General features: G+C 40.2%; 19 protein-coding genes. 12 read left to right on the forward strand and 7 right to left on the reverse strand.

What is annotated here, in order from left to right; all coding sequences use genetic code 11:
* Positions 1 to 9: 9 nt before the first annotated feature.
* Together can and ACTRWE_RS03360 are read left to right on the forward strand one after the other, a co-directional pair.
* Positions 10 to 675, forward strand: coding sequence for a carbonate dehydratase (gene can / locus ACTRWE_RS03355; protein WP_262976418.1), 666 nt, complete (start codon positions 10 to 12; stop codon positions 673 to 675).
* 1 nt (position 676) lies between these two features.
* Complete coding sequence (locus ACTRWE_RS03360) at positions 677 to 1,321, forward strand: NAD(P)H-binding protein (RefSeq protein WP_462879486.1); 645 nt, start codon at positions 677 to 679, stop codon at positions 1,319 to 1,321.
* 48 nt (positions 1,322 to 1,369) lie between these two features.
* On the opposite strand, the gene ubiK is transcribed toward ACTRWE_RS03360, so the two are convergent.
* A complete protein-coding gene (gene ubiK / locus ACTRWE_RS03365; RefSeq protein WP_008112735.1) occupies positions 1,370 to 1,633 on the reverse strand; it encodes a ubiquinone biosynthesis accessory factor UbiK in 264 nt (87 codons plus the stop codon).
* Positions 1,634 to 1,746: 113 nt separating this feature from the next.
* Here ubiK and rep point away from each other — a divergent pair, with 113 nt between their 5' ends.
* Positions 1,747 to 3,765 (forward strand): DNA helicase Rep, encoded by a 2,019-nt coding sequence (rep, locus tag ACTRWE_RS03370; RefSeq protein WP_016899315.1) that lies wholly within the window; start codon positions 1,747 to 1,749, stop codon positions 3,763 to 3,765.
* Positions 3,766 to 3,778: 13 nt separating this feature from the next.
* On the opposite strand, the gene ACTRWE_RS03375 is transcribed toward rep, so the two are convergent.
* The 3 genes from ACTRWE_RS03375 to elbB form a co-directional block, all read right to left on the reverse strand.
* Entirely contained in the window at positions 3,779 to 6,343 is a 2,565-nt protein-coding gene (locus ACTRWE_RS03375; protein ID WP_462879487.1) for a bifunctional diguanylate cyclase/phosphodiesterase, read from the reverse strand.
* A 174-nt stretch (positions 6,344 to 6,517) separates the two neighbouring features.
* Positions 6,518 to 6,910 (reverse strand): c-type cytochrome, encoded by a 393-nt coding sequence (locus ACTRWE_RS03380; RefSeq protein ID WP_016899314.1) that lies wholly within the window; start codon positions 6,908 to 6,910, stop codon positions 6,518 to 6,520.
* Between the two features lie 223 nt (positions 6,911 to 7,133).
* Positions 7,134 to 7,781, reverse strand: a complete 648-nt coding sequence (gene elbB, locus ACTRWE_RS03385) for an isoprenoid biosynthesis glyoxalase ElbB (RefSeq protein WP_462879488.1) — start codon at positions 7,779 to 7,781, stop codon at positions 7,134 to 7,136.
* A gap of 510 nt (positions 7,782 to 8,291) precedes the next feature.
* Between elbB and polA the strand changes: the two genes are divergently transcribed.
* The 3 genes from polA (at position 8,292) to ACTRWE_RS03400 (ending at position 12,630) form a co-directional block, all read left to right on the forward strand.
* A complete protein-coding gene (gene polA, locus ACTRWE_RS03390; protein WP_462879489.1) occupies positions 8,292 to 11,027 on the forward strand; it encodes a DNA polymerase I in 2,736 nt (911 codons plus the stop codon).
* 500 nt (positions 11,028 to 11,527) lie between these two features.
* A complete protein-coding gene (locus ACTRWE_RS03395) occupies positions 11,528 to 12,115 on the forward strand; it encodes a YceI family protein (RefSeq protein WP_013463874.1) in 588 nt (195 codons plus the stop codon).
* Complete coding sequence (locus ACTRWE_RS03400; protein ID WP_462879491.1) at positions 12,112 to 12,630, forward strand: DUF1285 domain-containing protein; 519 nt, start codon at positions 12,112 to 12,114, stop codon at positions 12,628 to 12,630. The genes ACTRWE_RS03395 and ACTRWE_RS03400 overlap by 4 nt, the downstream gene beginning before the upstream one ends.
* Here the strand turns inward: ACTRWE_RS03400 and yihA are convergent, their stop codons facing one another.
* On the reverse strand, positions 12,631 to 13,287 hold the full coding sequence (gene yihA / locus ACTRWE_RS03405; protein WP_013463876.1) for a ribosome biogenesis GTP-binding protein YihA/YsxC: 657 nt from the start codon (positions 13,285 to 13,287) through the stop codon (positions 12,631 to 12,633). It lies immediately after the preceding gene.
* A 281-nt stretch (positions 13,288 to 13,568) separates the two neighbouring features.
* Between yihA and ACTRWE_RS03410 the strand changes: the two genes are divergently transcribed.
* The 3 genes from ACTRWE_RS03410 (at position 13,569) to ACTRWE_RS03420 (ending at position 16,045) form a co-directional block, all read left to right on the forward strand.
* Positions 13,569 to 14,201, forward strand: a complete 633-nt coding sequence (locus ACTRWE_RS03410) for a c-type cytochrome (RefSeq protein ID WP_462879492.1) — start codon at positions 13,569 to 13,571, stop codon at positions 14,199 to 14,201.
* A gap of 731 nt (positions 14,202 to 14,932) precedes the next feature.
* Positions 14,933 to 15,517: a Der GTPase-activating protein YihI gene (yihI, locus tag ACTRWE_RS03415; protein WP_013463879.1), complete on the forward strand. Its 585-nt coding sequence runs from the start codon at positions 14,933 to 14,935 to the stop codon at positions 15,515 to 15,517.
* A gap of 12 nt (positions 15,518 to 15,529) precedes the next feature.
* Entirely contained in the window at positions 15,530 to 16,045 is a 516-nt protein-coding gene (locus ACTRWE_RS03420) for a DUF2489 domain-containing protein (protein ID WP_024602131.1), read from the forward strand.
* 63 nt (positions 16,046 to 16,108) lie between these two features.
* Here ACTRWE_RS03420 and hemN read toward each other — a convergent pair whose 3' ends face one another.
* Positions 16,109 to 17,482, reverse strand: coding sequence for an oxygen-independent coproporphyrinogen III oxidase (gene hemN / locus ACTRWE_RS03425; protein ID WP_462879493.1), 1,374 nt, complete (start codon positions 17,480 to 17,482; stop codon positions 16,109 to 16,111).
* A gap of 116 nt (positions 17,483 to 17,598) precedes the next feature.
* Positions 17,599 to 18,123: a ribosome biogenesis factor YjgA gene (gene yjgA, locus ACTRWE_RS03430; protein ID WP_462879494.1), complete on the reverse strand. Its 525-nt coding sequence runs from the start codon at positions 18,121 to 18,123 to the stop codon at positions 17,599 to 17,601.
* A gap of 145 nt (positions 18,124 to 18,268) precedes the next feature.
* Between yjgA and pmbA the strand changes: the two genes are divergently transcribed.
* The 3 genes from pmbA to ACTRWE_RS03445 all read left to right on the forward strand — a co-directional run bounded on the left by pmbA (position 18,269) and on the right by ACTRWE_RS03445 (position 22,519).
* Entirely contained in the window at positions 18,269 to 19,618 is a 1,350-nt protein-coding gene (pmbA, locus tag ACTRWE_RS03435) for a metalloprotease PmbA (protein ID WP_462879495.1), read from the forward strand.
* A gap of 109 nt (positions 19,619 to 19,727) precedes the next feature.
* Positions 19,728 to 20,207, forward strand: a complete 480-nt coding sequence (locus ACTRWE_RS03440) for a DciA family protein (protein ID WP_462879496.1) — start codon at positions 19,728 to 19,730, stop codon at positions 20,205 to 20,207.
* A 239-nt stretch (positions 20,208 to 20,446) separates the two neighbouring features.
* The gene (locus ACTRWE_RS03445; RefSeq protein ID WP_462879497.1) at positions 20,447 to 22,519 is read left to right on the forward strand and encodes a M13 family metallopeptidase; all 2,073 of its coding nucleotides are present in this window, start codon (positions 20,447 to 20,449) and stop codon (positions 22,517 to 22,519) included.
* Positions 22,520 to 22,544 lie beyond the last annotated feature (25 nt).

Below are 22,544 nucleotides of genomic sequence, written 5' to 3' on the forward strand. Positions count from 1 at the left end.
AGAGATGTAATGAGAAATTTAAATAACCTACTAGAAAATAATAAACGCTGGGCATCTAGAACGAGCGAAGCTAATCCCGAATTTTTTAAAGTTTTATCGATGCAACAAAATCCAGAATATTTATGGATTGGTTGTTCTGACTCACGAGTTCCTGCTAATCAAATTGTTGATTTATTACCAGGTGAATTGTTTGTGCATCGTAATGTTGCCAACGTGGTAGTGCACACAGATCATAATTGCTTATCGGTTATGCAGTATGCGGTTGAAGTATTAAAAGTTAAACATATTATGGTTGTTGGCCACTACGGTTGTGGTGGTGTACAAGCGGTATTAAACGAAGATCGCTTTGGCTTTATTGATAACTGGCTACGCCACGTTGGTGATGTAAAAGAAAAGCATTTAGAGCAACTTAATGCTCTACCAGAAAAACAGCGTCTTGATCGTTTAATTGAGCTTAATGTGATTGAGCAAGTGCGTAACGTATCGCGCACTAGCATTGTTCAAGATGCTTGGTTACGAGGTCAAGAGCTCACAGTGCATGGCTGGGTATATGGATTAGAAAACGGTCACCTGCATGATTTAGAGTCGGTAGTTAGCTGCGCTGAAGAAGAATGCACTAGCTATAAAAAAGCAGTACAACATGTACTGAACAAGTCAGCGGGTAGTCACGCTTAATATGGCCAAAACGGCGCTAATAATCGGCAGTACCGGCTTAGTTGGCAGCCAGCTATTACAACAGCTGTTAGCATCTTCTAGCTATTCGCAGGTAGTGAGCTTATCGCGCCGCCAATTAGACTTTTCTCATCCTAAATTAATTAGCCATGTTATTGATTTTGAGAACCTGACACATTACGTTGAGTTATTCAAAGGTGACGTGTTTTTTTCCTGCTTAGGCACCACGCTAAAGCAAGCTGGAAGCGCAGCAGCACAGCGTAAAGTTGATTTTGAATACCAATTTATTTGTGCGCAAATGGCGGCCAATAACGGTGTTCCTCATTATTGTTTGGTTTCATCAAGTGGCGCAAATGCGCATAGCATGAGCCGTTACCTAAAAATCAAAGGGGAACTTGAGCAGCAGGTAAAGCAGCTTGGTTTTTTGCGCTTGAGTATATTGCAACCGTCTTTGTTAGTCGGCGAGCGATCAGAGCTTAGAATTGCAGAAAAGTTAGTTGAGGTGGTACTGCCACTGTTAACGCGTTTTGGCATCTTCAAACGGTATAGACCAATAACCGGTGAGCAAGTAGCTAATAAATTGCTAAGGGTGAGCATAGAGCAGCAACAAGCAACGGGTTGCTATGTGCTCGACGAGCTATTTGAATAACTGAGTGATTAGCGCCATAAAGCAGGTTCGTCTATGGCGTTATATTTATTATTCTGCGTCTGTTTTTGCCGATAATTGCTGTTCAAGTATCGCTACTTTTGCTTCTAATTCAGTCAGCTTTTCACGGGTGCGGATCAGCACTTGGCTTTGAATATCAAACTCTTCACGGCTTACAAAGTCCATTTCGGCAAGCTTATTTTGTAACACTTGCTTGGTTTTACCTTCAAGTGTATCAGCCAGGTTTTTTACACCTTGTGGCATATTGTTGGTGATTTGTTTCGCAATTTCTTCAAGTTTTGCTGGGTTAATCATAGTCGTCCTTTGCCTGTTGCCTAAAATGATAATAACTAATATTACCTTATTGGCTAGGCGTATTGTAGTGATTACGTTAAAATTGCCCGTCTTTTTGCAATCACCTGGTCGTTATGAAACTCAATCCTAAACAAGATGAAGCGGTAAAGTACATTAGTGGTCCTTGCTTGGTATTAGCTGGCGCAGGCTCGGGTAAAACGCGAGTTATTACCAATAAAATCGCTTACTTAGTACAGAAATGTGAGTATCAAGCGCGTAACATTGCGGCGGTTACCTTTACCAACAAAGCGGCTAAAGAAATGCGCGAGCGGGTTTTGCAAACCTTAGGAAAGCAAGAGTCTAAAGGTTTATGGGTCTCTACATTTCATACGCTAGGGCTTGAGATCATCAAAAAAGAGTTAAAAACACTCGGGTTTAAACCTGGTTTTTCGCTGTTTGACGACCAGGATACGAATCAATTACTCGGTGATTTAACCGAAGATGAGCTTAAAAAAGACAAAGACTTACTTAATCTACTTAAAATGCAAATTGGTAGCTGGAAGAATGAGCTCATTTTACCAGAGCAAGCTATTCGCGAAGCCAGAGAGCCACAAAAAGCCTTGTTTGCTCAATTATATGCGCGCTATCAAAACCAACTTCGCGCTTATAATGCACTCGACTTTGATGATTTAATTATGATCCCCACGCTGCTTTTAAGCAGTAATGCCACTTCACGTGAACGTTGGCAGCAGCGTTTTCGCTATTTACTGGTGGATGAATACCAAGATACTAATACCAGCCAATACCAATTAGTAAAATTGCTGGTTGGTGAGCGTGCACGGTTTACCGTGGTAGGAGATGACGATCAGTCTATTTACTCTTGGCGTGGTGCTCGCCCACAAAATTTGGTGTTATTAAGTAAAGACTATCCAGGATTAAGATTAATAAAACTAGAGCAAAACTACCGTAGTGCAGGGCGTATTCTTAAAGCGGCTAATATATTGATTGCGAATAACCCCCATGAGTTTGAAAAAAAGCTCTTTAGTGAACTTGGCTATGGTGAGCAAATTAAAGTCATTGGCTGTCGTGATGAAGAGCATGAGTCTGAGCGTGTGGTTGCAGAAATTATTTCGCATAAGTTTATGAAGCGCACTAGTTATAAAGATTACGCGATTTTGTACCGAGGTAACCACCAAGCGCGTGGTTTTGAAAAGTCGTTAATGAGTAACCGTATACCCTATAAAATTAGTGGCGGGATGTCGTTTTTTTCACGTTCTGAAATTAAAGATATTATGGCTTACTTACGCTTATTAGTGAACCAAGATGATGACAATGCCTTTTTAAGGATCGTGAATACGCCACGGCGTGAAATAGGCACGGTGACGCTTGAAAAACTAGGCACCTTAGCCAATGAAAAACATCAAAGCTTGTTTGCCACCTGTTTTGATAACGACTTAGGGTACAGACTAAAAGGACGTGGTTTTAATGCGTTAGCTGGATTTGCCCGTTGGGTGGTTGAGCTGTCGGATAACGCAGTTCGCAGCGATACCTTAGAAGCGGTAAAAGATTTAGTGCGAAATATTAATTATGAAGCCTATTTATATGAATCATCACCGAGTGCAAAAGCCGCCGAAATGCGCATGAAAAATGTCTCGGAGCTGTACCGTTGGATCACCGATATGCTGACTGGCGATGCCGATAACCCGCCAATGACGTTAGCTGAAGTGGTTAGTAAATTGACCCTACGCGATATGCTAGAGCGTAACGAGGAAGAAGATGAAGCAGATGCAGTACAATTACTTACGCTGCATGCTTCAAAGGGACTCGAGTACCCTTATGTATTTATGGTAGGCATGGAAGAGGGGCTATTGCCACACCAAGTAAGCATTGATGAGGATAATGTAGATGAAGAGCGCCGCCTTGCCTATGTAGGTATTACCCGCGCGCAGCAAGAGCTAACCTTAACGTATGCTAAAATTCGTCGTCAATTTGGTGAAACATCGCAAACGGAGCTCAGCCGGTTTGTGCAAGAGCTACCACAAGATGACTTAGCCTTTGAAAACAAAAAAGCGCCTAATACTCAAGCTGAACGCATGGAAAAAGGCCAAGCTCGGGTTGCAAATTTAAGGGCAATGCTAAAAAAACCACAATAGCATGTGTTTAGCGTTATTTTGATTCTGAGCTTATAAGTGTTGAACGTATCGCGCTTTTAAGTGGGTGCTGTTTGGCAACAAACAAGTTCAAGCCATGCTTATCTAAAAGGGCTCTGAAGTTTAATATTGACGGGCCTTTAGCAATCACTTTAATGTGTTTAAGTTTAGTGATAGCCAGCAAACCTTGTAGCTGCAAGTCATAGCATTCCTGCTGCAATATTCGTTTACTGAAAGTGGAGCTTAATAGTAAGTAATCAAATCCTATCTCGGTCACTAAATTAAGCTCGCATTTATCCTTTGCGAAATTATTTAGACCAATAGAGTAGCCCAGTGCTTTAAGCTGTTTTAAGTTTTCTAGTTGCAGCGCACTGGCGTAACGTAATTCTTGATCATCAAACAACAAACAAAGTGGATCAATGTTTAATGGCTGCTTTAGTGCAGTAGTTAATAAAGAGAACTCATGCTTTTCTAAAAGCAGACTTGAGCAAGGCAGAAGAGCAACGCTTATTTCAGAGTCTTTCGCTTGTTGATACGCTTGTAAAATCAGTTGGAGTTCTACTTTTATATGCTGTTCTTTATCACTTGCAAATTTCTTTAAAATATCAAAACTAGTAAAGCCAAGTACAGGGTGTTCACCAAACGCTTCAAATAATGAGGCATATTGATAATGCTCATCCATAGAAATAATATCTGAGCTACGAAACGTCATAGGTAATACATCAAGATGGTGCAATGTTTGTGACTCATGTTGCAGCATTGGCTCTGTGAGTAACGGGTGAAATAATTCGAAGCGATTTTTACCAGAGTTTTTAGCGTAATACATTGCGGCATCTGCATCTCTAATAATTTCATCTGTATGTTTATAGCTTTGTTTTGAATAAGTGATACCAATACTCGCGCCGCTTTGCACACAAATACCTTTTGTACAAAAAGGCTTTCGCATGATGTTGATGATTCGATTTGCAACATCTTCAGCTTGGTTTGGCTCGGTTAAATGAGTGAGTAAAATTACAAATTCATCTCCTCCTAAGCGTGCTAATAAATCATGCTCACGGATACATTGAGAGAACAACTGACCCACGCTAATTAAAAATTCGTCTCCGGCATGGTGCCCAAGCTGGTCGTTTATATCTTTAAATTTATCAAGATCAATAAACAGTACCGCAAAGTGCTCATCAGGGTGACGTTGGTAAAACTGTAGCGTTTTTTCTAGCTGCGTTAAAAATAAATTACGATTAGGCAAGCTTGTTAATGAGTCATGGTGCGCATCGTGATACAGCTGCTGCTCTATTTTTTTACGCTCATCAATTTGCATCTGTAAATGCAAATTTGCTTGGCTTAGCTCTTTGGTTTTTTCGTTTACTCGAGAAGCGAGCTCTTGGTGGCTCTTTTTCAGCGCCTGTGAGGCTAATTTTGTTTGTAATACCGTGGCAATTTGATGCGATACAAAGGTTATGAGTTCTGCATCATCTTGTGTGAAAAGGTGTTCATTATTATAAGCTTGGCAAACAATTAAACCTATAACTCCTTGCGATGTTTTTAGCGGAGCGCCAAGCCAGCTGGTGGCTCTTCTAGATTCATCAATTGGTTTTTCACGCTCTACAATGCCACTATCTAATAACTCTTGTGCTCTTTGCGGGTGAATTATTTGTGTTTCTTCGGTGCTGATCACCAGCTCACTGTACCCTTTTGCAAAGCGCCTTGGTTGGGTGCTGCCTTGAAATTCGTCAACACTGTAAGGAAAACTAATCCAGCCCGTTTCTTTATCATACAAGGCAATATAAAGATTTTTTGCGTAAGTGATGGTTTTTATTATTTCGTGTATTTGAAAATAAGCATCATCTAGGTTTTTAGCTTGAGTTGTCAGCTCTGAAATTTTAAATAATATTTGCTGGCGTTGCAGGGCGCTTTTTCGCTGTTGTATTTCAACATTTAAAGCATCATTGCTTTGCGTTAATGCACGGGTTCTTAGTTTTACTTCTGATTCGAGCAACTCTCGTTTCTTAACGCGTTCAATAGCTGTCGCTAAATAAAGTGACATTGCTTCAAGTAGGTTTATTTGTTGCGAACTATAACCTTGCTCAGTGTCGTAACTTTGCGCTGCTAATACGCCAATAATATTTTTTTCTTGATAAACTGGAACGCCTACCCAGTGTTCTGCAGGTGTACCTAATGCTTTGAATAAGCCTTGCTGTGCAGCATCATGCATTTGTTGCTTAGTGAAATAAGTGGTCTTTCCTTGCTTAAACACATAACCCGTTGCGCCTTCTTCAAAATTATTCTCCCGATTAAGTGGTACAGAAATTCCATCTTTTTCATCAGAAAAATAAGACAGTTCCAACTGTTGCGATTGCGGCTCAACAAGCACCACATAAAAGCTTTTACTCGGGACATACTTTTGTAAAATGTCATGAATAGCTGGGTAAAGTAAGGTTAATTCGGCAACAGTACTTGCTTGCTCTGATAGCTGTATCAGGGCATTGTGGAGGTGGTAGGCATGTTTGTACTTTTTCAATAGTGCTTTTAGTCGTTTATTTTGGCGCACTACGCTACTCGGTACAATGAGTTTATCTTCCAATGATGTTTAACCAGTTATAATTTTTTGTATAGTTATTAATCATTATAGTTCCACTTTTAACATTTTGCGTCAAGTAGATATTTATCTTAATTATGCTGCGAAAAGTCGATAATTAGAAACCAAAAAGGCTTACTGTGAGTAAGCCTTTCATTTATAGTTTTAGCCTGACTGATTTTATTTAGCAGTCATAAAGTCGATTGCTGCGCTTATTTCATCATCAGAACAATCCATACATGTACCACGTGGCGGCATTGCATTGAAGCCGTTGATTGCATGATCTAATAAGGTATCTTTTCCTTTAGCAATACGAGGAGCCCAATCGTCAGCTGATTTAGGAGCGCCTAAAGCACCTGTACCATGACAAGCAAAACAGGCCGCTTGATATACTTGCTCGCCTGAACGAGGCCCTGTTGGTGCAGCAACCGCTACTTTTTCACCTTCAAGGTAAACAGCACCGATAGGCGCTAAACGTTTTTTAATTGCATCTTCAGTCATAGAGTTATCATATGGCTGTGCGTATGCGGTGGTTGCTAGCACAAGTAATGCTGCAGCTGATAGTTTTTTCATTTTGCCTTGCCCACTTCAATTTGAACGTGATCAATCACGATTTTAAATGACGGAATTTAAACCAATTATAACTCCACTAAGTCATTTATAAAATGCTCAGAGTCGATTTTATTTAGAAATACGACTAATGATTGTCTTAACTCAATAAAATTACATGGTTTAGCGCATAGTTAAATTATAAAACGGGATCATCACGCCTTTAATGCGATCAAAGCCCTTACGACTAACTCATAGCTAATACGTTACGCACTAACTTATCGATTCCTGCATCTGCATCCATAATAGATTGTGCCAACATATAGGCCGGTGTCGTAACGAGTTTATTGCTTTTATCAATAACAATATCATTCACTTTACACTCTACGTGTTCAGCGCCTAATGTGCTAAGAGCCTCGGCTGTGTCGCTATTATTACCAATAGTAAGCTGAGGTTTATGATAAATAAAAGGCAATAGAGCCGGTGCAATACACATGTAACCAGTGGCTTTTTTTGCATCCGCAAACGCTTTACAAGCGCTAAGTACTGCCTCGTTTACTTTAGCGTTAGTGCCATTAATAGCAAAGTCAGATAGATTTTTAGCTACCCCGAAGCCCCCAGGGACAATGAGTGCATCAAATTGTGTAACGTCTAATTCAGCGAGTGACTTTATATTGCCACGGGTGATGCGAGCTGATTCAATTAATACATTTCGCGGCTGTGCTATTTCTTCACCAGTGATGTGATTAATGGTGTGGTACTGCTCTATATCAGGTGCAAAGCACTGATACTGAGCATTATTTTTTTCAATGTGTAATAAAGTCAGTACCACCTCATTAATTTCACTACCATCAAACACACCACAACCTGCTAAAATTACAGCTATATTTTTCATATCATTTCGCTCCATTAAAGTCTCTTAAATAAAGTTTAACACGATGAATCAGCCGATTTAAAAATTTATTTGCTCGTTTTTTAGGCGCAAAGCACGTTGTTATGCGCTATATGCCATTTAGTGATTAGTAGCCATGAAAAAAATTATAAAGGATCGCTATGATCTTTGATCCATTATGCTAGAATGCTCATCCAGTTATTTAAATGGACGTAAATAATTAAGGTGGGTTATAAAACCAGTGACGGTATAAATGCTTTTTCCACATTAATAAAAAAATAATAAAAAAGAACCTCTAATTATCTTTTTTTAAACAAAACAATAAATTACAAATTAATCTAGGCATTTCAAGATGCTTCGGATGAATTGCTTGTGGGTGTTATCTACATAGTTATCCACAACTTACTAAAAATGTAGCGCGATTACTCACATTAATTCACAGTCGTTTTATTTACTGCCTTATGGCATGCTTACACTCATATTACTTTTTTGTATTTAGGATCCAATTTTACCATGGCTCAGATCCCCGAAAACCCGCTTATTTTAGTTGATGGCTCTTCATATTTGTTTCGTGCTTATCATTCACCACCACATCTAACGAACTCTAAGGGTGAGGCCACCGGTGCCATTTATGGCGTGGTAAACATGCTTAAAAGTTTGATCAAACAATATGATCCCTCACATATGGTGGTGGTATTTGACGCCAAAGGTAAAACCTTCAGAAATGATATGTACAGTGAGTATAAAGCGAACCGTCCGCCAATGCCTGATGATCTGCGTACTCAAATAGCGCCGCTGCACAGTATTATCAAAGCAATGGGTTTTCCGTTAATTAGTATTGAGGGCGTGGAAGCCGATGACGTAATCGGTACTTTTGCACGGATTGCCTCTGAGCAACAACGTCATGTGCTGGTATCGACTGGTGATAAAGATATGGCGCAGTTGGTCAATGAGCATGTAACCTTGATTAATACCATGACCGACAGTATTTCAGATCCCGAAACTGTGGTTGAAAAGTTTGGTGTTGGACCTGAACTTATTATCGATTATTTAGCTTTAATGGGCGACAAAGTAGATAATATTCCTGGCGTTGAGGGTTGTGGACCTAAAACAGCAGTTAAATGGTTACAAAAGTACGGATCGCTTCAGGGCGTAATTGATAATGCTTCTGATATAAAAGGTAAAATAGGCGAGAAACTGGCAAAAGCGATTGATCATTTACCGTTAAGCTATGAGCTTGCCACTATTAAATGTGATGTTGAGGTTGAATCTGATCTTGATACTTTTAAATTACAAACACCGAATAAAGACGAATTAATTGCCTTATACGGTGAATGTGAGTTTCGTCGTTGGCTAGCTGAATTGCTAGACAACCCAAAAGATGCCGACACACATTTAGCAGTACCAACGCAAGAGAATGAGCTGCCAAAAGTTGAAGCTGCGCACTATGAAACTATTTTAACTGAGGCCCAATTTGAGACATTAATAGAACAGCTTAATGAAGCTGAGCTATTTGCTTTTGATACAGAAACAACCAGTTTAGAGTATATGAAAGCGCAATTGGTCGGTATGAGCTTTGCGGTTAAAGCAGGGGAAGCGGCTTATTTACCAATAGCACACGATTACCCCGGTGCGCCCGAGCAGTTAAGCCTTGAATTTGTGATGCAAAAGTTGGGGCCGATATTAGCAGACGAAAATAAAGCTAAAGTAGGTCAAAATCTAAAATACGATAAAAGCGTGCTTGCCAATGCAGGCTACGAATTAAATGGTATTAAGTTCGACACTATGCTGGAGTCTTATGTATTTAATAGCGTAGGCACCCGTCATGATATGGACTCGTTGGCGCTTAAATACTTAGGCCACAAAAATATTAGTTTTGAGGATATTGCTGGTAAAGGTAAAAAGCAGCTTACATTTAATCAAATAGAACTTGAAAAAGCAGCGCCTTATGCCGCTGAAGATGCCGATATTACTTTGCGTTTGCACCAAGTGTTATGGCCGAAACTTGAAGCGGATGAAAAACTAAAATCGGTGTTTGAAGATATAGAAATGCCACTAGTAAGTGTTATTTCTGATATTGAGCGCACCGGTGTTGCTATCGACAGCAACATGTTGGCCACGCATAGCCAACGTTTAGGTGAGCGATTACTTGAGCTTGAAAAAGAAGCGTTTGAAATCGCGGGCGAACCGTTTAACTTAAGCTCACCAAAGCAACTACAGGTGCTGTTATTTGAAAAGCTCGAATTGCCCGTTATCAAAAAAACACCTAAAGGCGCGCCCTCTACAGCAGAAGAAGTACTACAAGAGTTAGCGCATGATTACCCATTGCCTAAAGTGATTATTGAGCATCGTGGTTTATCTAAGCTCAAATCAACCTACACCGATAAGTTACCCTTGATAGTCAATGAACGCACGCAGCGAGTGCATACTTCTTATCACCAAGCGGTAACAGCAACAGGTCGATTAAGCTCAAGCGATCCTAATTTACAAAATATTCCTATTCGTTCAGAGGAAGGGCGTCGTATTCGTGAAGCGTTTATTGCCGCAGATGGGTATAAAATTGTGGCTGCCGATTACAGCCAAATAGAACTGCGTATTATGGCGCATCTCTCGCAAGATAAGGGATTACTAAGCGCATTTGCTAATGGCTTAGATGTTCACAGTGCCACGGCTGCTGAAGTATTTGGGGTTGAGCTTGAAGAGGTAACATCAGATATGCGCCGTAAAGCTAAAGCGGTAAACTTTGGCTTAATTTATGGCATGTCAGCATTTGGCTTAGCACGTCAACTTGATGTACCACGCCATGAAGCGCAGCATTATATTGATAAATATTTTGAGCGTTTTCCGGGTGTTTTAGAATACATGGAAACAACGCGTGAGAAAGCGGCCGAAAATGGCTATGTAGAAACAATTTTTGGCCGTCGCTTACATTTACCAGAAATAAATGCGCGCAATGGCGCTCGCCGCAAAGGCGCTGAGCGCGCAGCAATTAATGCACCGATGCAAGGCACTGCGGCTGATATTATTAAAAAAGCGATGTTAAGCGTGCATGCTTGGGTTAATCAGCAAGCACCTAATACAGTTAAGCTGCTCATGCAGGTACACGATGAATTGGTATTTGAGATTAAAACAGAATGTACTGAGCAATATACCAAACAGATTTGTGAGCTGATGTCACAAGCGGCGCAGTTAGATGTACCACTTATTGTTGAAGCTGACGAAGGTGATAACTGGGAACAAGCACACTAATTTAGCGCTACTGTACTGGTTTTAATATAGGCCAAATACAGAGTCCAAAAAGAGAATCATAAAGCGCCGCTAGGCGCTTTTTCTTCATCTTGCAGGTTAAAAAAAAGTTAAATTAAACAGCAGTTTGTATTAAATCGTTAGAGGTTCGTCAATTCGCTACGATTATCAATAATATGCTTGTATTTTTACACTTGCTTTTGGTAAAGTGCCGCCCGTCCTCATCCTGTAGGACATCCTGTTGATGATGCATCGTAAGATGCAACGTATTAATAGCTTCTCCCCAGTTTGCTATATCGGCCTATCATATATTTGATGGGCCGTTTTTTTATTGTCTTGCATCCAAGCGTTAAATTTATTCTCTAATTGCACTTAGCGTTTCAAGTGATACCATCAGTCTACTTAGCATTTTCGATTTACCACACAGTAACTAATGATTTTCAGCTGGGCTGATCAAAGTATTATTTTTACCGGTATAAGTCTTTTTATTTTAGGAGTGCATTATGTTTAAAACGTTAGCTATCGCAGGTTTATCTTTATCATGTTTACTAGTTTCAGGTGCTGCATCGGCAAACTGGCAACTATTGAACGATAAAAGCCAATTAAGTTTTGTATCAATTAAAAAAAATAGCATTGCTGAGGCAAGTCACTTTACTCAGTTAGCAGGGCAGCTGAGCGATCAGGGTCAATTTAGCGTAAACGTTGATTTAACCTCAGCCGAAACCTTTATCCCTATCCGTAACGAACGTTTAAGTAAGATATTGTTTGAGTCTGACACGTTTGCAAACGCAGTACTAACCGCTGACTTATCTGATAAGTTGTCACTTATTAAGCAACCAGGGCAGTACGTATTAAAAGGTATTAGCGCTGAGCTAGACTTTCATGGTCATAAAAAGCCACTTGCTGTTGATGTACTCGTAAGCAGTGCGGCCAATGGAGATTTAAGTGTGGCATCATTCACCCCTATCATTATCAACAGTGATGACTTTAAGATCACCGAAGGGGTAATGCAGTTACAAAAATTAGCCGGATTACCTTCAATTGCTACTGCCGTGCCAGTTACTTTTGCACTGACATTTAAAAAACAGTGATTTCACTTAACGAGCTTAGCAAGCAACTCAGCGAGCCAAGCAAACCTTTTGAACAATGGCAGCCCGCTCACTGCGGGCAGTTAACATTATTGATTGATGAGCAAGGTAAATGGTTTTACGCAGGTAGTGAAATTACTCGTCACTCAATGGTGAAACTTTTTGCCAGTGTATTATGTAACGAAGATGGGCAGTTTTACTTAAAAACACCCGTTGAAAAAATCGCGATCGAGGTGAAGGATGCGCCTTTTATTATTGTAAATTGGCATAGTGAAAAGACATCAGAGGGAAGTGTTATTTGTTGTATTGATAACTTAAACCGTACATGGTTATTAAGTCGTTCTGAGTCACTTTATATCAATGACTACAAAGGCGCGGCTGTGCCTTATATGCAGTTACCCTACGGCTGCTTTGCGCGAGTTGCGCGAAATGTGTTTTATCAGTGGGCTGAAATAGCCGAAACAGATGAGCTCGGCTATTTTATTACCTCCGCACAGCAGAAATTTTACTTACAGTAATTATTCGCTATCTGGCGCTACTAAATCAGCAGGTGGAACGGCCACTATTGGGCCTAAATACCACTCATCTAGCTTTTTAGCGACTTCTGGTAAGCCGGTGCCTTTGAGTGATGAAAATGCATGAACCGTAATATCGCCATCTAATTCACTTAACTCACGACGTACGCTAAGAACTTGTGATTTACGCGGACCTTGCTTTAGCTTATCGGCTTTGGTTAATAGTGCCAATACCGGAATTTCACTGCCTACAGCCCAATTAATTAAATCACGGTCTAAATCTTTTAATGGATGACGAATATCCATCAATACCACAATACCTTTTAAGCTTTGACGTTTTTGTAGGTATTCGCCTAGCGACTTTTGCCATTTCTTTTTCATTTCAATTGGCACTTTCGCAAAGCCATAACCTGGTAAGTCAATTAGGCGCATATTATCTACATCGGCAAGTTCAAATGTGTTGATCAGCTGAGTACGGCCGGGTGTTTTACTGGTTCGTGCTAACTTTTGATCGGTTAGGGCATTTAGCGCACTTGATTTACCTGCATTAGAGCGACCGGCAAACGCGACTTCAATTCCCGTATCAGCAGGTAATTTAGTGATGTCTGGCGCGCTTGTAACAAAAGACGCAGTGTTATACTTGATACGAGATTTGAGCACAGGCTCTCCTAAAACTTAAAAAAATAACATTGGGTAAACCAAATTCACCCGTGGCGCGTATTTTATACTATAAAGTAGCTATTAAAAAGTGTATTTGAGCATGTAAGATCATTGCTGACAGTACATTTTAACTGGCTTAGCGTTTAATTTTACTCAAAACCCTATAATTTATAGGTTTAATGTGTGTAGAAAACGTGCCAGAGAATTTAATATCGTGTAGAATATAAAAATCACAACATCCATATTGTAGATGATACAGGGTCGGAAACAGAGAATTCACCATGAAAAAAATAGCACTATCTTTAACTATATTGCTTGGTGCGTTGTCAGCAAGCAACGCAACAGCATTTGATGGCGATGTAAACGCAGGTAAAGAAAAATCAGCAACGTGTGCGGCTTGTCACGGCCCAGACGGTAATGCGCCGGTTAACATCTACCCAAAAATTGCAGGCCAACACGCAGATTACATATATAAGCAACTTACTGAATTTAAATTAGGTATGACTTCGGGCGGTAAAGAAGGTCGAATGAATCCAGTAATGAGCGGTATGGCAATGCCATTGAGCGATCAAGATATGAAAGACTTGGCTGCTTACTTTGCTTCTTTGAACATGTCTGAAGGTGCTACACCGAAAGATGTTCAAGAAACAGGCGCCATGTTGTATAAAGCAGGTGATGCTGAGCGCGGTATCCCATCATGTGCGGCTTGTCATGGTCCACGTGGTAATGGCTCTTCACTTGCTAAATTCCCAAAGATTTCTTTCCAACATCCAGAATACATCAAGTCACAACTTGAACAGTTCAGAGATGGTGTTCGTAATAACGACCTAAATGGTGTTATGCAGGACATTGCTCAGAAATTAACTGATAAAGACATTGAAACACTCTCTAAATACCTTGGTGGTCTACACTAAAGTCGTATTTATTTAGATGTTGTTAACATAATATAATGTTAATTAGTGAAAAAGGCAGCTTTAGCTGCTTTTTTTGTGCGTGCTGAGACCGATAAAGCTCCTTCCCTTGTAAGACATTGACCATACTTTGTTGTAAGAAAAATCTCATTTTATTTTTATTTTTTAATGTAACTTATTGTAAATTATACTTTTAGTGTTTTTTGTCATATGTAGTACAAGAAAAAAGATATAAATTAGTTGTAACAAAATTATTAACGAGTAAATTAACCCCTGTCGCAAAAACAATAACAAATAGGAAAACGTTATAAGGATAGTAGCGCGGCACGACTGAATAGCACATAGAGTGTGCTACCAAAGGAAATATCAAAAAAGTGTTAGGAAGACCGAAAATAATAAAATACTCATGGAAGTTTAATAATAAAAACAAAATGGAATGCTACACGGAAGATAAATAATAAAAATACGGATAGAAAATAATAATAAAAACAATAAAGACTAAAAAGTCGAAGGGAGAAGTGTCCATATAATGGCGCTCAGATTAGTAGGCGGTAGAGATGTTTTCTCTACCGCCTTTTTATTTGTCCTGTTACAATACCCCCCGTTAAAAAAAAGCACCTTAACTGTGCTTTGGCGCGCAAAACGCCCAAACTGAATTCTCCTGGCTAGGCCAGCACCGCGATGCCCATTGAGTTGCGCCTCGCTCAAAACCTCTTAAGTGAGACGATCAAAATATGAGTAGAAAGAAAAAGTCACGTAAAATTCCATCAAATGGTCCCGTTCGTTTAAGTCAAGATAAGCTTAAAGAAATGCGCGCATTGAAAGAGCAACGTGTTAAAAAAACTAAGGGCGCTAAACCTGGTTCACGTAATGCACCGGATGCATTGAGTAATGACACTCAAAAAGCAGGTTCGGCTGCTAAAGATAAACGCGTTGGTAGTAAAAAAGCAGTGCCATTAGTTGCACCTGCTGCTGAACCAAAAATCGAAATGAAACGTAACCTTAAACCTGTAGCAGAGCTTAAAAAGGCTGTTGAACCAGAATTAACGCCTGAACAAGAGTTAGAAGCCCTTGAAAATGATGAGCGCTTACTTAAATTAGTTGAGCGTCATGAGCAAGGTGAAATGCTAACGGGTAAAGATGCAAAATACTTTAATAGCCGCATAGCGCGTCACCAAGTGCTTTGTAAATTATTAGGCATTGAAGATGAAGAAGAGTTTGAAGATGACTTCAGCGATGAAGACAGCAATTCAGACTTTGATCAATACCTATCAAACGATCTAGCGAATGAATGGCTAGATGACGACGAAGATAAGTAATAAGGACACGCAATGAGTACAGCAGTGATCTTAGCCTTAGTTGTAGGTGCTGCTATTATAGCGGGCTTGGCATTTTATGCGGGTCAGTTGCTCTACAAGCTAAATGTGCAAAAAAAGCTAATTAGCAAAAAACAGGCAGAGCAACAGCAAAAGCTAAAACAGTCGCGTTTAAAGCGTAATGCGAAGTTAGCCGATAGTATTCATTTAATTGCACGTGCTATGAATGAAAAGCAATGTGATTACTCTGAGGGGTGCTTGCGTATTTGGGTGCTTATGTCGCAATATAGTTTTGATACTGAGCGCGACCTAACGAGTGCATACCCGGGCATTTATAAAATGTACGACGTGGTAAAAGAAATGCCAACCCATGATTCGCGCAAAAAATACGCTAAAAAAGAAATTTTTAAGCAAGACACCGCACGCTGGCGCGCAGAAGAATCACTGAGTGATGAAATTGAAGCTGACTGTAAAAAAATTATTGTTGAGTTTAAAGCAGCCCAAGGCAGCGAAAACGTGGTTTTTAATTAATTTTACGGCATAAATAAAAAAAGCAGACCTTGGTCTGCTTTTTTTATGCGTGCTAGTTTTAAATTATATAACGCGTGAGAAGCGAGTGGCATTTATTTGTTTTTGTAAATGCGCATCAAAGCACATACAAATAATACGAATAAATAAATTCCCTTTTGGTGTTATGCTAATTAGGTTGTTTTCTATTGTTACCATTTCATCGGCAATTAATGGTGCGAGTGCCTCTAAGGCATCTTTAAAATAGTCATTAAAACTAATTTTATATTTATGAGCGAAGGTAGTCATATTAAGCTCAAACTGGCAAATAAGCTGCTTAATCGCATCGGCGCGAATAAGATCATCTTGGGTTAAATGCATGCCTTTATTAATGGCACTGCCTGCTTGCTCGTCAACTGCTTGATAATAATGTTTTAACTCTTTTTTGTTTTGTAATATGGCCGTGCCTATTTGCGAAATAGACGAGACACCTAAGCCCAATAAGTCGCACTCGCCATGAGTGGTGTAGCCTTGAAAATTACGATGCAGCTGACCAGTATTTTGTGCAATAGCTAACTCATTATCAACTTTTGCAAAGTGATCCATACCTATAAATTGATAGCCCGCCTGCGTCATTTGCTCTAGGGTATTTTTAAACATGGTGAGCTTATTATGCGCACTGGGTAAATCGGCGTCTTTAATTTTACGTTGGGCGGCAAAACGTTCTGGTAAATGAGCGTAGTTAAATACTGAAACGCGGTCAGGGTTTAAGGCAATAAGTTGCTCAATCGTTTGCGTAAAGCTCTCAGGTGTTTGTAGTGGCAGGCCATAAATCATATCAGCATTAATTGATTTAAAGCCCAACTGTTTTGCTTGGGTAATTAATTGCTTTACCTCATCAACATGCTGAGGGCGATTAACAGCCAGCTGAACCTGATCATTAAAATCTTGAATACCAAATGACACACGATTAAACCCCAACTCGCTTAAATCAACCAGCATATTGTCAGCCAGTGAGCGAGGGTCGATTTCGATACCGCGCTCGCAGGTATCGCTAAAGTTAAAGTGTTGCTCTAGCAGCTTTACTAAGCGCGTCATTTGCGCTGCGGTTAAAAAAGTTGGTGTGCCGCCCCCCAAATGTAATTGCTCAACCCGATAATCTTGAAACAGCGGCGCTTGTGCTGCAATTTCTTTAGCTAAAAAGTCTAGGTAGGTATCGGCTTTAGATTGGTGGCGAGTAATGACTTTATTACAGCCACAGTAATAACAAAGCTGACTACAAAAAGGAATATGAATATATAAAGACAACGAACGGGTTTGCGATGATTCAATAGCGCTAATCAAATCTTGTTGCTGATAACCATCAGCTAACGAAAGTGCGGTCGGGTAAGACGTGTAACGCGGGCCCGATACATTATATTTGTTTATTAAAGTTTGATCCCATTGAGGAAGTTTAATCATCACGCGCACCTTATCTTTTAAGTTGCTGCGTATTGTAAAAAAGCAAAGGGGAGGAGGTTTTGATCTACAACAAAAAAAGGTGCCGCAGCACCTTTTTAATATATAACGCGGCTGCGTTACATTATGGCGTCTTTTAAATACTGAAATAACTCTTTGTAGCCTCTCGCTGGTTTTTCAGCTTTTACTTCTTTGGCGGCATTACGCACCATTTGGCGCATTTTTTGGCGCTCAAGCGCAGGGTATTGTTCAATTGTTTCGTTGATTAAGTCATCGCCTTGTTCAATTAAATCACTGCGCAGTTGCTCAATTTTTTTGATCATAACCTCAGCTTGGTTATTTTTATTAAGCATGACATCAATAATCGCTTTAATATCTTCAATATTTTCTACAGTACGAAGAGTTTTTGCGATGTAATTTAAGTGGCGGCGGTAGGCATCACTTTTATTACTAATTTTATCAGCAACCACCATTGCTTCTTTTAAGTCATCATTGAGCGGCAAGCGTTCGCGCTGCTTTTTACCCATTTTGGCAATTTCAGATCCTAACTGATGAAACTCTTGCGCTTCGCGCTTAAGTTCACTTTTTGATACATATATAATTTCTTCTTCAATTTCAGCAGGCTTGCCTTTTTTCTTCGCCATGGGGTGCTCTTAAATAAAAATAACTTCATCTATTATACGCGATTCTTTTAGTGATTAATATTAGCTGATGTGGTGCAGTGAGTGTGTTAGCATTTAAATATAAAAAATGTGTGCAATATGGCCTTCAGGGCTCAGGACAGAATTTATGAAAAGCCAACACCAAGATCCAATTTATTCGCAAATCTCTCAAGTAAAAGACGCTGTATCAGAAGTACTTGAACATGCTAAAAAACTAGGCGCTACAGCTGCAGAAGCTGCTATGTCGAGCACTTCGGGGCTGTCGGTAAGTACGCGTATGGGTGAGGTAGAAACCATTGAGTTTAACCAAGACGGTGGTTTAGGTATTAGCGTGTATGTTGGCAATAACAAAGGCTCGGCATCAACGGCTGATTTAAATCCTAAAACATTACGTGCTGTGGTCGAAAAAGCCATCGATATTGCTAAATTCACCTCAGACGATCCATGTAATGGCATTGCTGATAAAGAACTGCTTGAGTTTGCCCCTAAAGATTTAGACTTGTTTCATCCTTGGGATGTAAGCCCAGAGCAAGGGATTGATTTATGTCATGCCGCAGAGCAAGCCGCATTAAACGCCGATGAGCGAATAGTGAATTCAGATGGCGCTAGCTTTTCATCGCATCAAGGTTTGCGAGTGTATGGTAATAGCCATGGTTTAATTGCAGGCTTCCCTCGAACCCGTCACAGCATTAGCACTATGGTGATAGGTAAAGAGGGCGAGCATATGCAGCGCGACTCAGCCTACACGATTTCTCGCGATCAAGCGGGGTTAAAAGATGCTGCAAGTGTTGGACTTGAAGCCGCGGCAGAAACCCTAGCAAAACTAGACAGCCAAAAACTAGGCACCATGAAAGTGCCGGTTATTTTTAGAGCTGATATTGCTAATTCATTGTTTGGCCATTTAGTATCAGCAATTGGTGGTGGCGCACTGTATCGTAAATCCAGCTTTTTACTTGATAGCTTAGGCACACAGGTATTTAGTAAAACGGTTAATATTTCAGAGCGTCCGCATTTACTTAAAGGCTTAGCGTCATCGCCATTTGATAGTGAAGGGGTTAAAACTCTCGACAGAGAAATAATTCACGGCGGCGAGCTGCAAACGTATTTATTAGCAAGCTATGCAGCACGTAAAATGAATATGACCCCAACCGGGCATGCTGGCGGTATTCATAATTGGTTAGTAGAGCAAACGCATCAAGATTTAACTGCATTATTAAAAACCATGGGTACGGGCTTATTAGTTACGGAACTGATGGGGCAGGGTGTGAATACCGTAACGGGTGACTACTCTCGCGGTGCGGCTGGTTTTTGGATTGAAAATGGGGAAATACAATACCCAGTAAGCGAAATTACGATTGCTGGTAATTTAAAAGATATGTTCAAAGGTATTTCCGCTATAGGTGGCGACATAGAGCGTCGCGGTGGGATTCAAACGGGCTCAGTGCTGATTGAACAAATGCAAGTGGCGGGTGCTTAATACCCATTCGCAATAATACTTAATTCAGCGAATTGGTATAACCCCACTTTGTTTGCTTAAATTAAACTTAATTTAAGCAAACCTTCTTTTGATGTTTTTAAGGTGTGATATGGCTAAAGATAGATATGCGCCAAAACCGTTAACCGATATTATGGCAGGACTGAACAACCGTTTAGCAGCCTATGCGGGAAAAAGCCGAGCACTGGATACACAGCAACAATTGTTGCGCGATTTTTTAGGCCCCAAGTTAGGTGAAAAGTGCCGAGTGAGTAATTACCGCGATGGCACCTTAATGATAGAAGCCGTCTCTGCACCTATTGCGCTTAGGCTTAATTATTTAAAAATGGACATGCAATCGCATTTTAGAGCTGCAGGTATGGCTGAGCTTGGGCAAATAAAAATTACCGCCAATCCACAGGCAACTCAACGATTAAGCACCCGACCTAAAGCGGCTGATGGCAAACCAACGAACTCCCTTAAAATGAGTGAACAAACGGCTGATTATTTAAATGCTATCGCCGATTCTGCTCCACCGTCATTAAAAGAAAAGCTTCAGCGCTTAGCTTTACATGGTAAAAATAAACCTTAGTTAAATACCATTTAGCTCCTTCCTCGGTTTGTTTTACTGGCTTTAAAATACTTTGTTACATATTCGATTTTATTGTTATTTAAATCAGGTTTATGATGCTTAGTTAGTACTTCCTAAATTAGGTTGTAGCTGATGCGTATTTCATTAAGCAGATAATAGACTGCATCCTATTGTTGTTTTTTTGAGTTATCAAATCTTAATGAAATGCGTATTTATTCTAATTAATATACGGAATTATTATGAAACAAATAACAATGACTGCCGCCAGTATTGCATTGGCGTTAGGTTTGGTTGGTTGCGGCGAAAAGCCACAAGAAATGCAAGCAGAAGCAACAACAGTAACCGCACCGGTGGCAACCCCTCGTGCCTTAGGTGTTGATTTACAAAATATCGATGAAAGTGTTCGTGCACAGGATGATTTTTACTATCACGTAAATGGTCAATGGTTAGAAAAAACTGAAATCCCTGGCGATAAGTCAAACTATGGGTCGTTCTCACAGTTATATGATGAATCGCAAAAAGCAATGAAAACAGTACTAGAAAATGCCAGTACCAATAGCAGCGCAAAGCCAGGTTCGGATGAATATAAGATCGGCGCATTTTATACTAGCTACATGGCTGAAAATGCTCGTGAAGAGTTAGGGATGTTACCACTTGAGCCGGCTATTAAAAGCATTGATACAGTGAAAGATAAAGCCGCGTTGGTCACACTGATGGCACAGCTACAAGTTAAAGGCGGAGATCTTCCTTTTGGCTGGTATGTTAATAATGACGCTAAAAACTCAAGTGAAAATGCGCTTTATGCCTATCAAGCGGGACTTGGTTTACCTGACCGTGATTATTATTTAAAAGATGATGAAAAATTCACAAAAATTCGCGCGGCTTATCAAACCTATATCACCGATATTTTAGCTAAAGCTGGCGTTAAAAATGCCGCTGATGCAGCCAAAGCGATACTTGCCCTTGAAACGACACTTGCTGATGCACAGTGGAGCCGAGTACAAAGTCGTGATGCAACAAAATCTTATAATAAAATGAGTGTTGCTGCCGCTAACGAGCTAATGGGTGAATTTGATTTAAGTGCTTACTTTGAAGCAGTTGGTGTTGATGCCGAAGAACTGATTGTGAGCCAACCGAGTTACTTTGAAAAATTTGCAGACATTTTCAAAAATACAGACTTAACGGTTTGGCAAAACTACTTAAAATTCCATTTCGTTAGTAATTACGCGCAGTTGCTAAATAAAGATTTAGTGGATTTAAAATTTAATTTTTACAGCACCACGTTACGCGGTGTTGAAGAGCAAGCGCCACTTTGGAAGCAAGCCGTTGATGCATCAAACAGTGTACTGGGTGAAATTTTAGGTAAAGTTTACGTTAAAGAAAACTTCCCGCCAGAAGCGAAAGCGCGCATGGAAGAATTAGTTGATAACGTGATTAAAGGCTATTCAGTGGCAATTGAAAACCTTGAGTGGATGAGCCCTGAAACAAAAGTTGCGGCGCAAGAAAAGCTGAATAAGTTTACGCCTAAAATTGGTTACCCAGATAAATGGAAAGATTATTCAGATTTAGCGATTAACCCCGATGAACTAGTAGGTAACTATATTCGCTACAGTGAGTGGGCTTATGCAGATATGATTGCTAAATTAGGTAAGCCAGTTGATCGCTCTGAGTGGCATATGACGCCACAAACAGTGAATGCTTACTACAACCCAGTGAATAACGAAATAGTATTCCCTGCGGCGATTCTACAGCCTCCTTTCTTTAATTTAGAAGCAGATGATGCGGTTAACTATGGTGCTATTGGTGCGGTTATTGGCCATGAGTTAGGCCATGGCTTTGACGACCAAGGTGCAAAATACGACGGTGATGGCAATTTACGTAATTGGTGGAGCGAGTCAGACCTTAAGCAGTTTGAACAGCGAAGTGCTGCCTTAGTTGCGCAGTATAATCAATATAAACCGTTTGAAGATGCCAGCGTTAATGGTGAGCTGACACTGGGTGAAAACATTGGTGATTTAGGCGGCTTAACCGTCGCTTATAAAGCGTATCAATTATCGCTGGGTGATTCTAAAGCGCCCATTATTGAAGGCTATACGGGCGACCAACGCTTCTTTATGGGCTGGTCGCAAATTTGGCGTCGTAAATACCGTGATGAAGCATTGCGCAATCGTTTAATGACCGATTCACATTCACCGAGTCATTATCGCGTGATTGGTATTTTGTCGAACATGCCGGAATTTTACCAAGCGTTTGATGTTAAAGAGGGCGATAAAATGTATATCAAGCCTGAAGATCGCGTAAAAATTTGGTAATTTAAGCTGAAATTAGCTTAAGCGG

The organism is Pseudoalteromonas sp. G5_S1_54_S4 (assembly GCF_054968565.1).

What these genes read in the sequence shown, in the direction of transcription:
- can (WP_262976418.1), top strand. Translation starts at nt 10, where the DNA reads ATGAGAAATTTAAATAACCTACTAGAAAATAATAAACGCTGGGCATCT.
- ACTRWE_RS03360 (WP_462879486.1), top strand. Translation starts at nt 677, where the DNA reads ATGGCCAAAACGGCGCTAATAATCGGCAGTACCGGCTTAGTTGGCAGC.
- ubiK (WP_008112735.1), bottom strand. Translation starts at nt 1,633, where the DNA reads ATGATTAACCCAGCAAAACTTGAAGAAATTGCGAAACAAATCACCAAC.
- rep (WP_016899315.1), top strand. Translation starts at nt 1,747, where the DNA reads ATGAAACTCAATCCTAAACAAGATGAAGCGGTAAAGTACATTAGTGGT.
- ACTRWE_RS03380 (WP_016899314.1), bottom strand. Translation starts at nt 6,910, where the DNA reads ATGAAAAAACTATCAGCTGCAGCATTACTTGTGCTAGCAACCACCGCA.
- elbB (WP_462879488.1), bottom strand. Translation starts at nt 7,781, where the DNA reads ATGAAAAATATAGCTGTAATTTTAGCAGGTTGTGGTGTGTTTGATGGT.
- polA (WP_462879489.1), top strand. Translation starts at nt 8,292, where the DNA reads ATGGCTCAGATCCCCGAAAACCCGCTTATTTTAGTTGATGGCTCTTCA.
- ACTRWE_RS03395 (WP_013463874.1), top strand. Translation starts at nt 11,528, where the DNA reads ATGTTTAAAACGTTAGCTATCGCAGGTTTATCTTTATCATGTTTACTA.
- ACTRWE_RS03410 (WP_462879492.1), top strand. Translation starts at nt 13,569, where the DNA reads ATGAAAAAAATAGCACTATCTTTAACTATATTGCTTGGTGCGTTGTCA.
- yihI (WP_013463879.1), top strand. Translation starts at nt 14,933, where the DNA reads ATGAGTAGAAAGAAAAAGTCACGTAAAATTCCATCAAATGGTCCCGTT.
- ACTRWE_RS03420 (WP_024602131.1), top strand. Translation starts at nt 15,530, where the DNA reads ATGAGTACAGCAGTGATCTTAGCCTTAGTTGTAGGTGCTGCTATTATA.
- hemN (WP_462879493.1), bottom strand. Translation starts at nt 17,482, where the DNA reads ATGATTAAACTTCCTCAATGGGATCAAACTTTAATAAACAAATATAAT.
- yjgA (WP_462879494.1), bottom strand. Translation starts at nt 18,123, where the DNA reads ATGGCGAAGAAAAAAGGCAAGCCTGCTGAAATTGAAGAAGAAATTATA.
- pmbA (WP_462879495.1), top strand. Translation starts at nt 18,269, where the DNA reads ATGAAAAGCCAACACCAAGATCCAATTTATTCGCAAATCTCTCAAGTA.
- ACTRWE_RS03440 (WP_462879496.1), top strand. Translation starts at nt 19,728, where the DNA reads ATGGCTAAAGATAGATATGCGCCAAAACCGTTAACCGATATTATGGCA.
- ACTRWE_RS03445 (WP_462879497.1), top strand. Translation starts at nt 20,447, where the DNA reads ATGAAACAAATAACAATGACTGCCGCCAGTATTGCATTGGCGTTAGGT.